The sequence below is a fragment of the Paenibacillus sp. FSL H7-0690 genome (genome assembly GCF_037980415.1).
Lineage (GTDB): Bacteria > Bacillota > Bacilli > Paenibacillales > Paenibacillaceae > Paenibacillus_AQ > Paenibacillus_AQ odorifer.
The window spans coordinates 2,528,536-2,543,363 of record NZ_CP150281.1; the positions used below are offsets into that span (position 1 = coordinate 2,528,536).

At 42.8% G+C, this 14,828-nt stretch carries 8 protein-coding genes; all 8 read left to right on the plus strand.

The features are described 5' to 3' along the window. The first annotated feature begins 249 nt into the window (after positions 1 to 249). A complete protein-coding gene (locus tag MHI32_RS10970) occupies positions 250 to 2,088 on the plus strand; it encodes a sensor histidine kinase (RefSeq protein WP_175617386.1) in 1,839 nt (612 codons plus the stop codon). Further along, a complete protein-coding gene (locus tag MHI32_RS10975; RefSeq protein WP_076195203.1) occupies positions 2,063 to 3,637 on the plus strand; it encodes a response regulator transcription factor in 1,575 nt (524 codons plus the stop codon). Before MHI32_RS10970 ends, MHI32_RS10975 begins: the two co-directional genes overlap by 26 nt. A 281-nt stretch (positions 3,638 to 3,918) precedes the next feature. Then, entirely contained in the window at positions 3,919 to 4,848 is a 930-nt protein-coding gene (locus MHI32_RS10980; protein WP_076129998.1) for an ABC transporter permease subunit, read from the plus strand. A gap of 18 nt (positions 4,849 to 4,866) precedes the next feature. After that, on the plus strand, positions 4,867 to 5,790 hold the full coding sequence (locus tag MHI32_RS10985; protein ID WP_038569957.1) for a carbohydrate ABC transporter permease: 924 nt from the start codon (positions 4,867 to 4,869) through the stop codon (positions 5,788 to 5,790). An 85-nt stretch (positions 5,791 to 5,875) separates the two neighbouring features. Continuing rightward, a complete protein-coding gene (locus tag MHI32_RS10990; RefSeq protein ID WP_076129999.1) occupies positions 5,876 to 7,393 on the plus strand; it encodes an ABC transporter substrate-binding protein in 1,518 nt (505 codons plus the stop codon). Between the two features lie 122 nt (positions 7,394 to 7,515). Continuing rightward, a complete protein-coding gene (locus MHI32_RS10995) occupies positions 7,516 to 8,835 on the plus strand; it encodes a glycoside hydrolase family 125 protein (RefSeq protein WP_339190529.1) in 1,320 nt (439 codons plus the stop codon). After that, positions 8,832 to 11,984 carry a beta-galactosidase gene (locus MHI32_RS11000; protein WP_339190531.1) on the plus strand — a complete coding sequence of 1,051 codons (3,153 nt, stop codon included), beginning with the start codon at positions 8,832 to 8,834 and terminating at the stop codon, positions 11,982 to 11,984. The genes MHI32_RS10995 and MHI32_RS11000 overlap by 4 nt, the downstream gene beginning before the upstream one ends. 45 nt (positions 11,985 to 12,029) lie before the next feature. Then, entirely contained in the window at positions 12,030 to 14,789 is a 2,760-nt protein-coding gene (locus tag MHI32_RS11005) for an alpha-mannosidase (protein WP_339190533.1), read from the plus strand. Positions 14,790 to 14,828: the final 39 nt, after the last annotated feature.

Consider the following 14,828-nt stretch of genomic DNA (forward strand, 5'->3'; position numbering starts at 1 on the left):
AGTAATAGCCCCTCCAATATGTTGATGGGGGACGAGGAAATTAAGATCTATTTGGGTTATTATAGGTTTGTTTGGGGGGTAGAAATCAACTATAGACGATTTTGTGTGAGTTGTAAACTCTCGGTGGAGAGAAAAGGTGGAGCGCTAGAATATATAAATAAAAAAATGCATGCGCTTCCATTGCAGAAAAAGAAGTGTGATGTTAAGCTTCTAATCCTAAAGGTGATATTCAGAAAGAAGGTGGCTTTGTTGAATGTAAAGAAATTTTATCAAAACCATTTGCAGAAAAAACTGTTCAATAAAATTTTAGCTATATACTCTTCGATCATTATAATTACGTTAATTGCCTCATCCATTACCGTATATAAATACTATGAGCAGACGATCACTCGCCAACATGTAGATGCCAATCGGGAGGTGCTGGATTATGTAAGTTTGTATATGAATCAGCAGTACGAAAGCATCCAAGTGGCTATCCAGCAAATTTATAGCGATGCCTCTGTCAGTGAGGATTTGTCCTACTTTTTGCAAAATGATTATGGGGATTATCTTAAATACCGTTTAGATCAATATGCAGACATAGGGAGCTCCGTTCCTCATACGTTCGATACTTATTTCAAAACCTATTTGAATCAGAAAAACGGGATTTATGACGTTATTTTATACAGTACAGAGAAAGAATTTTATTATTTATATAAAAATAATACCCGACAATTCTACTTGAGCGACATGGACGGTTCTAAGCAAAAGTTATCCTTACCGAAGAATGGCTGGGTCTCGCATGAAACCAAATTAGTGCTTAAGGAAATAAGAGAAGACAATAACAATTTGTATACAATGACTAGGGAAATTAAAGATCCGATTACACTGAAAACGATCGGGATGCTCATAGTAGATTTTGACGCAGAACTTATTTCAAAATGGCTTGGCACAAAAGTTGCAGAAAATAATGGTCAATTGTTGGTCTTAACCCCAAGCGGTGACGTTATATATGATTCATTGGGAAGGTATATGGGACAGCGATATCCACATCTCGATGCGCTTCATGCGGATGGCTGGACAACACTGGATGGGATCTCCAAGGTTAACTTAAATACAACGAATAGCTCAGGTCTTATTATGGCAGGGATCATTCAGAAGTCACAGGTCAACAACGAAATGAAAACGGTTCGAACTTGGATTATCGGGATTACCACAGCGCTTATTATTACTGCAATGTCTTTTACATACGGAATTATTTTACGTTTTTCTAAAAAAGTGAAGATCATTATCAAATCTATGAAGCGCTTACAGGAAGGTGATTTAAGCACACGTATTCACCTAAATCGAGAAGATGAATTGCAGCTAATTGCGAACAACTTTAACTATATGTGTGAAAGATTAGAACTCTATATTAATAAAGTGTACATTTCGGAGCTTACGCAGAAAAATGCAGAGCTAGTTGCACTTCAATCGCAGATTAATCCACACTTTTTATATAACACACTTGAGGCGATTAGGATGCGGGCAATTACGCAAGGAGCGAAGGATGTAGGTCAGATGATTTACATTTTATCGACATTATTTCGAACGATGATTAAGAAAAGCATGGTCGTTACAATATCTGATGAGATTGAATACTGCAATTTGTATCTGGAGTTGTTTCAGATTAGACATAAAGATAGGCTCCAAATCATATCACAAATAAGTCCAGTTGCCATGAATTGTTCTATCGTTAAATTGCTCATCCAACCGGTCATTGAAAATTATATTGTTCACGGATTTAGACCTGACCGTTTTGGCAATCTCATCCGTATTGAAGTTACTGAATCTGGCGGGGAAATTCAAATTGCTATAAGTGATAACGGGAATGGAATTACTGCCAGCAAGCTGACAGAGCTACAGCAAATGCTTCAAGTCAGTATGAGAATGGATGAACCTCCTTCTTCGGTAGGCCTATGTAATGTGAATGAACGAATTAAACTTTATTATGGGACTGAATATGGATTAACGATCGCTAGTGAAGTAAATAAAGGAACAATAGTCATCATGAATATACCAGTAGTAAGGGAGAGTACTAATAATGCACAATATACTTATCGTGGATGATGAACCTCTTATTCTTGAAGGATTACGTTCAGTGATTGAATGGGAAAAATATGGATTGAGAATCGCGGGACAAGCGTCTAATGGGGAAGAAGCTTTAGAATTTCTACGCAATCATAATGAAGGGATCGACATATTAATTACTGACATTACGATGCCAAAACTTACGGGACTTGAACTGATTCAGCAAATAAAGGTTTTTGATTCAAAAATGAGGTTTATAATCTTGAGCGGGTATGAGCAATTTGAGTATTTAAAAGCTGGAATGAGTCTAGGCATTGAAAATTATATTCTCAAACCCATTAATATACATGAGTTGGAATCAACCATTGAACAAATTGTTGAAGTGCTGAATCAAGAGGATGTTGAACAATTTCATGCTAAAGAGGATTGGCAAGTTCTACGCAATAATATTCTAAACCGCTGGGTAACTGGCAATATAGGCCGGCAGGAGCTACAGCACCGTTCAAAAGTCTTAAATATCTCACTGGACTGTTCATTTTTTACGGTGGCTGCGATTCGGCTTATCACCGAACAGGATGACGATGAGGGCCAGGATAAACTCCATAGGAATCAGCTTATGGATGAATGTTATCGTATCGCTGTGAAATCATTAGAGCAACTTGGAACCGTTATTGTATTTATAGATATGGAAGGTGATCTTGTTCTTATTATTGCTGAGCGGGCTGAAGCTGAGAACAAAGAAGAGCTTTATTGTGTACTGGAGCAAGTGCAATGTGAGATTATGCATGAGTTAGAAAAGTCTGTCTGGATAACGATAGGAAGTAAGGAGCATGCTTTTCAGGAAGTCCCAAATAGTTATAAAAAGGCGAAGAGTTTATATGTTGATCATCTTATGCTACCGGGTTACCCGATTATAGATGTGGAACAACTATCAAAGATGGTTCTGCATGAGGAGAAGCTCGAAATTGATTATGAGGAATTCACCAAATTATTATTATCTGGAGACCGGGAGGCTACGAACCAATTTATCGCAGAAACGTTCGAAAAGCTGTTTGGCTGTGGCATGATTACCCGCATTGATAATTACAACGTAGCGATTGAGTTAATGTTGATTGCTAAGAAAATGGAGAAAAACTCTAATTTTAGTGCCGTGTTTAATCCATTGCTGCGCATACATACTATTGAGCAATTGGTGCACCATGTGCAGGAAAGTGTGAAAGAAACACTAGACCAATTATCATTAGTAAATGATGAGCTCAGTCCGAATATGAGATATATGGTTGATCAAGTAAGCAAACACTATAGAGAAGAGCTATCCCTGAAAACGCTCAGTCAGCGTATGGAAATGCATCCTAATTATTTGGGCCAGCTATTTCAGAAGGAAATGGGCCGTAGTTTCTCTGATTATGTTAATCAATTTCGAATTGAAAAGGCAAGACAATTGCTGCTTCAAACTACGTTACTAACCAACGAAATTGCAGCTGAAGTAGGATATCCGGATCCAGCATATTTCTATCGCCAGTTTAAAAAATCAGTAGGTGTATCGCCGACAGAGCTTCGGAATATGTACAAAAAAGCAAAATCCTAAAATAAAGGAAATGTTCCTGAGTATCACGTTCAAGTACGGGCTTCATGGACGTTGATAACGAGAATGTTTCCTTTTTTTTTGCTCAAATTTAAGGGGAAATAGACTTTTTAAATGTCCCTTCTGCTGTGGATCTTTAATTTTTACATCTGATTCTGGAGTTTTTCAACTTTATGAAACCGCTTTTATAGCGCAGAATTAAGGGTAGTTAAAGGGGCGAGGGAAAAAGATCGAAGGGATATATAGGGGTTGTTTGGGGATAGAGAGAAGGGGGATGTGGAATAATGCCTGCATTTTTCAAAAGTTTAATTAAGGATAAAGTACTCTGGTTTATGGTATTACCAGGGACATTATGGTTCCTGATCTTTTGCTACTTACCGATGTTTGGAACAGTAATTGCATTCAAGGATTTCAAGATTCATCGGGATGGATTCTTTGCAAGCGTTTTAAATAGTAAGTGGGTTGGCCTTGAAAATTTCAACTTTTTGTTCTCGACGGAGGACGCCTATATCATTACAAGAAATACGATTCTTTATAACTTGGCGTTGATCTCTCTCGGTTTAGTTCTTGCGGTGGGCATTGCGATCACCTTAAATGAACTTGTGAACAAACGGATGGCTAAAGTTTATCAAACGGCGATGTTTATGCCTTACTTCCTTTCTTGGGTCATTATTAGTTTCTTTACCTTCAGCTTTCTGAGTGTAGATAAAGGAATATTGAATCAAGTGGTTGTTTACTTCGGAGGCGATCCTATTTCCTGGTATGGGGATACTCGCTTTTGGCCATATATCCTAATTTTCATGGGGATTTGGAAATCAATTGGTTATTCAAGTGTTGTTTACTTAGCGGCTATAGCGGGTATCGACAAGTCCTACTATGAAGCAGCTATGATTGATGGGGCCAGCAAATGGCAGCAGATTAAGTTTATTACACTTCCTTTGCTTAAACCTTTAATGGTAACGCTAACGATTTTAGCGATTGGTGGTATTTTTAGATCGGACTTCGGTTTATTCTATCAAATCCCTCGGGATTCAGGTGTTCTATACTCCGTAACGAATGTTATCGATACTTATATTTATCGCAGCATGAGTACGACAGGTAATCTAGGGATGAGTACAGCAGCGGGTCTATATCAATCGATTGTTGGATTTATCATGGTGCTTGTAACGAATTCTATTGTGAAAAAGATCAGCAAAGAGAATGCGATATTCTAGAAAGGAGTTAGTGACGTTATGGCAGTATTCAAACGTAAGCCAAAAGAAATCGACAACAACGCCATTACTCCTTTATGGAATGTGGTACTCAATATTATAATTGGCATCTTCGCTTTTACTTGTGTGTTTCCGTTCTTGTTTGTCATAGCCATTTCTTTTACAGATGAGAAAGTACTTGCTCTAAATGGATTTAGCTTGTTACCCGAAAAATATAGTTTAGCAGCTTATCAGTTTGTTTTTAACACAGGTGATCAATTGCTTCGTTCCTTTGGAGTTACTTTGATGGTTACTGTACTAGGTACGCTCATTAGTTTATTTCTAATAACAACTTATGCGTATGTTCTCTCTCGAAGATCATTTCGCTATCGTAATTATTTCAGCTTCTTCGCCTTCTTCACGATGTTATTCTCAGGCGGAATGGTTCCCAACTATATCGTGGCTACGCAGTTTTTACATTTGTACAACACGATATGGGCTTTAATATTGCCCATAGCGATGAATGCATTCTTTATTCTAGTAATGCGGACCTTCTTCCAGACTAGCGTACCTGATGCACTCATTGAGGCTGCCAAAATTGATGGGTCTGGTGAGTTTCGGACCTTCCTGCAAATTGTACTTCCAATCTCTTTACCGGGGATTGCAACGATTGGATTGTTCTGTACGCTGGGCTATTGGAATGATTGGTTTAATGCCCTGCTGTATATAGATGATGCGAGTCTTGTTCCACTCCAAGCGATGCTGATGCGAATTCAGAATAATATGGAGTTTGTCATTCAGAACAGTATGCAGATGGGATCAAGCTTTGAGATTGCTGCAACCTTGCCAACAGAAACCGTTCGTATGGCGATGGTTGTACTGGCGACCTTACCTATAGCACTAGCGTATCCGTTCTTCCAAAAGTATTTTGTACAAGGCTTAACCGTGGGCTCTTTAAAGGAGTAACACTACTAAGATGTATTTATTCGAATCGCTAGGACAGGAATCGATATAAATAAAGCGTTCATTAATCTAAAGGGGGAAAATAGAAATGAAAATGAAAAAAGGCTTAACACTCGCTCTTGCAGGGACAATGCTTTTTTCTGGCCTTCTAGCTGGATGTGGTTCGAATAATAATACAAATGCTGCTAAAGAAACAAACAATTCAGCGGCAGCAGGGAATTCAGCAGGGAACACATCAGAATTAAAGCCATATGAGTTGAAGATGTATTTAATTGGTGGACCTCAAAAGGATTTAGATCTTGTCTTAAAAGAAGTTAATAAATATACCCAAGAAAAAATTAACGCGACGTTGAACATTACGATGTTCGATTGGGGCGATTACGATAAGAAGATGCAAGTCATCACCGCTTCCGGTGAGCCTTATGATATTGCCTTTACCTCTTCTTGGACAAATGACTTCCGTCGTAACGCTGCTAATGGGACGTTCTTGGGTCTGAATGATCTGCTAGATAAGTATGGTAAGGAAACGAAAGAAGTTTTGGACCCTCGTTTCTTAGAAGGAACTAAGATTAAAGGTGAGATCTATGGTGTTCCTGTAAATAAGGAGCTTGGACAGCAATGGGTATGGCGCTTCAATAAGAAATATGTTGATAAATATAACATGGACATTTCCAATATCCGTACATTGGATGATCTAGAGCCACTTCTTAAAACGATTAAAGAGAACGAGCCGGCTGATATTACACCTCTAGCTGTTCCTAAAGGCTTTAAACCATTCATGCCATTTGACTATGTACTAGGTGATGAGCTACCTATCGGGGTCTATATGGATTCCACAGATGGCAAGGTTGTTAATATTCTGGAGACACCTGAACTTGCAACATCGTTAGATACGATGCGTAGACTTTACACAGCAGGTTACTTACGCCCAGACGTTGCGACACTTGAAGGTATTGATAACATTAAGACCGGTAAATGGTTTGCCGATCGCGAAATCACACAGCCTTATGCAGAAAAAGGTTGGTCTCGTTCAGCAGGTTATGAAATTGTAACTTCGCCTATGCATGAGCCTTATGTATATACACAGTCCGCCGCAGGTTCGATGCACGCGATTTCCGTAACCTCAGGTGATCCTGAGCGCGCGATGATGTTCTTGAATCTTTTGAATACAGATAAGTACTTACGCAATTTGCTCAACTATGGTATTGAAGGCACTCATTATAAGAAAATCTCCGACAATGTCATTGAAGATCTGCCAGCTATGCAAGATAGCTATGCAATGCCAGGCTTCACACTTGGGAACATGTTACTGACTTATCTGCATGCTGATGACCCTGCTGATAAATGGGATGCTTTCAAGAAGTTTAATGATTCTTCAAAAGAAGCCCCTACCTTCGGTTTTGCATTTGATCCTACACCTGTAAAAACAGAAGTAGCGGCTATCAACAACGTAACTAAAGAATTTATGCCAGCGCTATACACAGGTTCTGTTGATCCTAAAACATATCTGCCAAAAGCAGCGAAGAAATTTAAAGAAGCTGGACTTGATAAAGTCATTGCAGAAGTTCAAAAGCAACTTGATGAGTGGAACCAGACAAAGAAATAAGCTAATGAACGTAACACGCCTAAGATTAATCACTAAAGGTAACACAAATAGGATTAGTGGAGACGGGCAGCTATGCTGCCCGTCTCTCTATCTATCCCCATTTATTATGAAGGAGTGAGAATATGGAACAATTCCGACTTCCCACCATCTCTATGCCGAAGCTGCCGCTTCCTCAAGCGGTTCAAGAAGTATTGAACGAAGCAGAGGAGAAGTTAGCTCATCGGCCGAAGCTGTTGCAGCTTTTTAAGAACTGTTTTCCCAATACGCTTGAGACAACGACTAAGCTTATGGATGATGGGACAACGTTTGTAATTACAGGAGATATCCCAGCTTCTTGGTTGCGAGACTCTGTGGAGCAGGTTATGCACTACGTGCCCTTTGCTAAAAACGATCCCGATCTTCAGCGGATTATTGGCGGGTTAATTAAACGTCATATCGAGTATATTCATATCGATCCGTACGCCAATGCGTTTAATGAGACAGCGAATGATTGGCATTGGAGCACTAGCGATATTACGGAAATGTCCCCCTGGGTGTGGGAGCGTAAATTCGAGATCGATTCTCTTTGTTTTTCCATGCGTCTGGCTTATGCCTATTGGAAAGAAACCGGAAAGGCTGATATATTCGACGCCGGATTTAAGGCAGCAATGATCAAAATATTCAACCTGTTCAAAACTGAACAGCGCCATAGTGAATTATCTCCATACCGGTTTACGCGTAACAATGGGATTCCTGAAGATACACTGCGTAATAACGGTCTAGGTATGCCTGTTAATTACACGGGTATGGTCTGGTCGGGATTCCGCTCGAGTGATGATGCATGCGACTTTCATTACAACATCCCGGGGAATATGTTCGCTGTTGTTGCATTACGTCATATGCAGGAATTCGCTGAATGGGTATTCCGTGATCTTGAATTTCTGGAACAGCTTAAAGCATTAGAAGCTGAGATTGATCACGGAATTCAATTGTATGGTATTTATCGTCATCCGAAATTCGGTCCAATCTACGCCTACGAGACCGATGGTTATGGCAACTACTGCTTGATGGATGATGCGGGAACACCAGGACTCCTGTCGATTCCTTATCTCGGCTATGTTACCGCAGAGGATGAAATTTATCAGAATACGAGACGATTTGCTCTGAGCAAGGAGAATCCTTTTTATTTTGAAGGAACCGCAGCGAAGGGAATCGGCAGTCCGCATACTCCCAAAGACTACATCTGGCATATGGCATTAACCATGCAAGGTTTGACGGCTTCAACTAAGGAAGAAAAGCTGGAGATGCTTGCGATGTTAGAAGCTACGGATGCGGATACTGGCTTTATGCATGAGGGATTCCATGTTAATGATCCGAATACGTTCACTAGAAAATGGTTCGCCTGGTCCAATAGTCTGTTCTCCCAACTTGTCTATAAAATGATGAAGGAAGGACTACTATGAGCAGCCTGAGTAGACCTGTAATCATATTTTATGATTCTGATTTTCCAATTTCCAGTCCCATTCCTAGCGATGCGATTACATCCATGAGTGAGTTCGGATCTATTGTAAGTGAGAATCAGCTTGCACAAACGCTATGCGAAACGAAAGGCGGCTGTTTCATCAATCTGCATGCACCCTATTTCCCGAAAGCGGCCTGGATAGCCATTCTTGAATACCTGCAAAGAGGTGGCGGGTTGATTAGCATTGGAGGCGCACCCTTCAAACAACCTGTTCGTTGGGAAAATGGCCGATGGCATGTCGAAGCGGAGCAGACTTCCTATCATCAGGAGCTGTATATTCATGAGGCACTTCGTGTTGAATGCTCACGCAACCATTCATTGCTTGCCTTGGATGTCATTCCTCTGCTTAAGGGTCAAGAATCTCTTTTTCTAACGAGTGCGGACACATGGAACCTCGTGCCACATACGACAAAGACGAGTGATTTACCACATCAAATGGGCTCGGCAGGTCCGATGAGCACACGGATTTACCCGCTCTTAAAGGGAATTACGTCCGAGGGTCGAGAAACCGCTGCCCCAGTGGTTCTTTGGGAGAATACGAGCGGTTTGTATGCAGGTTCACGCTGGCTGTTCGTAAATACACCTGCAACAGCTTCTTTTTGGGAGCAAAAAGGTCCTTCCGCGATATCCAATTGGGCGCGTTTCTGCAGCAAGGGTGTTACGGAAATGTGGGTTAAGCCCAATTACGCGTCTTATGAATCAGGAGAACGTGCTTCCCTAACCCTTCAGATTCAGCAGCTTGAACGAGTGAGACCTTCTATGCGAAATGAAGATACATGGAATTTCACAATTCATGTAGAGCATGAATCAGATACCTCTTTGAAGTGGTCTCAGAGTTTGGAAATGAAGGCGAATGCAGAACTAAACATGGTGCGTCTGCCTATTCCTTTGGAGATAAGTAGGGGCCTCTACCAGATTGTCTGTGAAGCAGAAGCCAGTGATGGTGAGGTTCGCATTCTGCGCCAAGGGTTCTGGGGTCATGCTCCTGAGCTGCTGGCAGCAGGCCATCCGGTAACGAGCGGCAGAGATTATTTTATAAAAGATGGGCGTCCGCTACCAGTGGTCGGCATGACTTATATGGCGAGTGATGTGGCGCGTAAATTTCTATTTCTGCCGAACGTCGGAGTTTGGGATCGTGATATGGGCCAGATGCGGAAGGCCGGGATTAACTGGATCCGTACAGGGATCTGGACAGCTTATCGCAATGTGATGCAAGACGATGGACATGTCTCGGAAGAAGTATTGCGGGCGATCGACGCCTTCATCATGACGGCGAAAAAGCATGATCTTCAGGTGACGTTCACGTTTTTCTCCTTCACCCCGGAAACGTGGGGTGGGGTAAATCCTTATCTGGACCCACAAAGTGTTGAGGCTCAGAAGCGGTTCATTCGGTCTATTGTATCTCGTCATAAAGATTCTTCGAATGTAGACTGGGATCTTATTAATGAACCGTCGATGTTTGATCCGGACCGTATTTTCTCGGACGGCCCGAGTTCATGCCATGATCGCTTTGAGCGACAAGCTTTTAGGGAATGGCTACAAGAAAGACATGGTGTAATCGAAGTGCTGCAGGAACGCTGGAATATGACGCCCGCACAGCTTCCGGCCTTTGCTTCGGCAGGGCTGCCTGAAGCAAAAGAGATGAACTTCGACGTACAAGATATGCACAGTGCTAAGAGGGGGACACGCTGGTTGGACTATTGTTTGTTCTCTATGGAAATGCATAACCGTTGGGTGAAGCAATTATACGATACCATTAAGGAGCAATGTCCAGCTCAGATGGTTACGGTTGGCCAGGATGAGGGACTAGGAGCGCAGCGTCCTTCGCCGTTTTTCTATGAGGAAGCGGTAGATTACACTACTGTGCACTCCTGGTGGTTTAACGACTATTTGATATGGGATGGCATTTTTACCAAAACCCCCAATAAGCCAAACCTAATTCAGGAGACAGGCGTCATGTATGTAGAAACTCCAGATGGCCGAGCCAAACGTTCAGAACAAGAGCTGCGGAATTTGCTGGAACGCAAGTATGCTTACGCTTTTGGAACGGCTGGTGCGGGAGCTATTCACTGGATCTGGAATACGAATTTCTATATGGATAATGCGAATGAGTCCCATATCGGAGCACTGAGAGCGGATGGAACCGAGAAGCCTGAGGCAGACGTATCTTATGATTTCGGGAAGTTTATAGAAGGTATCCGTGATATATTTGGTGATCGGAAATTGGAAGAGATTGCGGTGGTGTTCCCTTATTCGAATGATTTCTCTAATCGAAAGTTGGCTTTTGCGTCTACAACAGAGCTTACCCGCATTCTGTCTTATGAGCTCAAGATGTCTTTTCGGGGGGCTTCTGAATACCACCTAGATGATTTGGAGAAGAACCCTGCGAAGCTGATTATACTGCCAAGCGCGCATAACTTCGCTGATGCAGCGATGGAACGGTTGTTACATATCGTTGAAGAGACAGGAGCGGTATTGCTTGCCACTGGACCGTTAAGCATTGATGCCTACTGGCGTTCTTCGGATCGGTTGAGTGATATTCTTGGCAAACGCGAATTGCGTAATGTGCGCCGCGAAGAAGTGCTTATGCTTCAAGGTCAAGTACTGCCTGTCTCTTTCGGCCACCGCCGGATAGCTGAGGTGACGAAGGAAACGATCATTCAAAAAAATGGTGGGAGTTCTACTATAGACACTGTCGTGAACCTTCCGCTGGGCAAGGGTCGACTCCTATGGAGTCCACTGCCAGTTGAATTGAGTGAGCGTAGGGATACTACGGCTGCACTTTACCGCTACGCGGTTAATGCTGCTTTTGTGGAACGTGATTTTGAATGGATTAGTGGTGGGGACTTAGCGGGTATCTACGGACGAAAACTGAGCTTTGCTACGGGTGCACTTTTTACCTTCGTGTCGGAATATGCCCAGGATGCAAAGATCGAGGTGAAGGATTCGGCCACTGGCCGAACTTATTCGTTCGTGTTGGAACAGGAACGTTCTGTTCTATTTGCCACGGATAGTAAAGGAGATTTGCTTGGTGTTTATCGCCCGCAGGAAGTCGAGATTCATGTCAATTATCCACATCTTCTACATTAAGCAACTTGGTAGATAGAACGCATTGCATATAAGGAGGTCTTCACTTTGGAAAGCTCAAAACAATCAATTAGCCCTCAGACAGCCCATATCATTTCCCATACACACTGGGACCGGGAATGGTATCTTCCCTATGAGAAGCATCATGTACGCTTAGTGAAACTGGTTGATGAATTACTGAACCGGTTGGATGAGGATAACGAATTTAAGAGTTTCTATCTGGATGGACAGACGATTATTCTGGAAGATTATCTTCAGGTACGTCCAGAAAATCAAGAGCGGCTACAGAAATATATTACGGAAGGTCGCCTTCTAATAGGACCTTGGTATATTTTGCAGGATGCGTTCCTTACTAGTGGGGAGGCCAATGTTCGTAATATGCAGATTGGCCATCAGGATTCGAAGCGTTACGGGGAACCCTCCAAAATCGGTTATTTTCCGGACACCTTTGGTCTAGTCGGCCAGACTCCACAATTAATGCTGCAATCCGGCATCAATAATGCCTTTTTTGGAAGAGGTGTGAAGCCCACTGGATTCAATAATACGGTGTCGGATGGAGGTTACGAATCCTCATTCTCGGAGCTGATTTGGGAAGGCCCTGATGGATCAAAAGTGCTAGGCATCCTATTTGCCAATTGGTATTCTAACGGAAACGAAGTGCCTGTAAATGAAGCAGAAGCCAAAGTGTTCTGGGAGAAAAAGCTGGCAGATGCGCGGAAGTTTGCCTCTACAGGTGAGCTGCTGTTCATGAATGGTTGTGATCATCAGCCGGCTCAACTGGATTTGCCAGAGGCTATCGAAGCTGCGAAGCGGTTGTATCCAGATATGGAGTTCATTCATTCGAACTTTCCTGATTACCTTAAGGCCGTAGAGGGTGTAGTGGATCGCAGCAATCTGTCGACTGTAAAGGGCGAACTGCGGAGCCAGCATACCGATGGATGGGGTACGTTAGTGAATACCGCGTCTGCTCGTGTCTATTTGAAACAGATGAATCAGGAAGGGCAAATCTTGCTTGAAAAGTTGGCCGAGCCACTTGCTTCGTTCGCACATTTACTGGGCAAAGAGTACCCCCATCATCTGTTCACCTATGCATGGAAGACATTAATGCAAAATCATCCGCATGATAGTATTTGTGGATGCAGCGTGGATGAGGTACACCGTGAGATGGTCACCCGTTTTGACAAGAGCCGTCATGTGGCAGAGACCATTGTTGAGGATAGTAAACGAGTGATTGCAGAAGCTGTGGATACGTCCGGGTTTACCACATATGGTGAAGACGTGCTTCCATTAGTAGCGATGAATATGACGGGTTGGAGTCGCACGGGTACTGTGAGCGTAGAACTTGATGTGGCGCGTCTATATTTGCGAGAAGGATTCTCTCTGGAAGAAACGGCTAGCCGTATGACTGGAATTGACTTGCACGGTCGTGTGTTAGTAGACGATCAAGGGAATAACATTGCCTCCCAGCTGGAGGACTTGGGTCTTCAGTTTGGTTATGATTTGCCAGATGATAAGTTCCGTCAGCCGTATATGTGCCGCCGGGTAAGACTTACCTTTGAAGCCGTAGAAGTTCCTGCGCTAGGTCTTCGATCATATGCTTGGGTTCGCCGAGCAGATGCAAAACTGCCAATAGCCGCTGAATCTTTGCTATATGGAGATCGGGTGCTGGAAAATGACGTTATCAAGGTAGTCATTAATGATGATGGTTCGTTTATGCTAAGTGACAAAACTAGTGGAGTGACCTATAACGATCTTGGTGTATATGAAAACACCGGGGATATCGGCAATGAATATATGTACAAACAGCCAGAGGCTGAACAAGCTTTGACGACTAAAGGACTGAAGGCTAACATTTGTGTACTGGAAAATACATCGTTTCGCGCCGCTATAGAAATTAACCATAACTGGGAGATTCCAGCCTCGGCAGATGATAAGCTGGATGAGGAGCAGCGTGCACTGGTTTACTATCCGGAGCGCAAAGCTCAGCGCAGTAGTGACACAGTCATTCTAAAACTTCGTACTGTAATCACCTTGGAGCGGGGCGGAAAGGGATTGCATATCGAAACGACAATAGATAACCAGGCCAAAGATCACCGGATTCGTATACTGTTTCCAACAGATTTGAACGCTGCCACGCATCGTGTAGATTCGATGTTCGAGGTTGCTGAGCGGAATATTGAACCAGCCACAGAATGGAAGAATCCGAGTAACACGCAACATCAGCAAGCCTTTGTTGATGTTAGTGATGGGAAAGCGGGTCTAACCGTCGCTAATTTTGGATTAAATGAATATGAAGTGCTGCGAGATGGGCGTAACACTATTGCGATTACGCTGCTACGTTCTGTTGGCGAACTTGGTGACTGGGGGCTATTCCCAACTCCAGAAGCGCAGTGTCTGGGAGAGCACGTTGTTCGTATGGAGCTAATCCCGCACACAGGTGAGGGTATAACTTCTGGTGCTTATGCTGAAGCTTACCAATTCCAGGTTCCGTGGATTGTATGTCAGACAGATGTACATGCAGGCGTGGTTGCGCCGGTGTATACTCCATTTGATTGGGAGAGTAGGGAACTCGCATTTTCTTCACTGAAAATGAACGAGCAGACTGGAGATATACTGCTGCGTTGGTACAACATGAGTCAGCAGAACACCAACCTGGCCTTCCATTCGTCTATTCCACAGCAGTATTTCTATAAAACGACGATTCTAGAAGAGGAGAGCCACCCAGTCACTAGTGATGAGAAAGAGAAAGGTAGCTTTGACTTACAGATCGGTCCATGCGAAATTGTAACGATTGGTATTAGAAAATAAATGGAAAAGGACGGTATCCAGAGAGTCGTATGACTTTTG

Bases quoted from the DNA above. Each gene is read 5' to 3' on its own strand.
- MHI32_RS11000 (WP_339190531.1), top strand. From the start codon at position 8,832: ATGAGCAGCCTGAGTAGACCTGTAATCATATTTTATGATTCTGATTTT.
- MHI32_RS10980 (WP_076129998.1), top strand. From the start codon at position 3,919: ATGCCTGCATTTTTCAAAAGTTTAATTAAGGATAAAGTACTCTGGTTT.
- MHI32_RS10975 (WP_076195203.1), top strand. From the start codon at position 2,063: ATGCACAATATACTTATCGTGGATGATGAACCTCTTATTCTTGAAGGA.
- MHI32_RS10995 (WP_339190529.1), top strand. From the start codon at position 7,516: ATGGAACAATTCCGACTTCCCACCATCTCTATGCCGAAGCTGCCGCTT.
- MHI32_RS10985 (WP_038569957.1), top strand. From the start codon at position 4,867: ATGGCAGTATTCAAACGTAAGCCAAAAGAAATCGACAACAACGCCATT.
- MHI32_RS10990 (WP_076129999.1), top strand. From the start codon at position 5,876: ATGAAAATGAAAAAAGGCTTAACACTCGCTCTTGCAGGGACAATGCTT.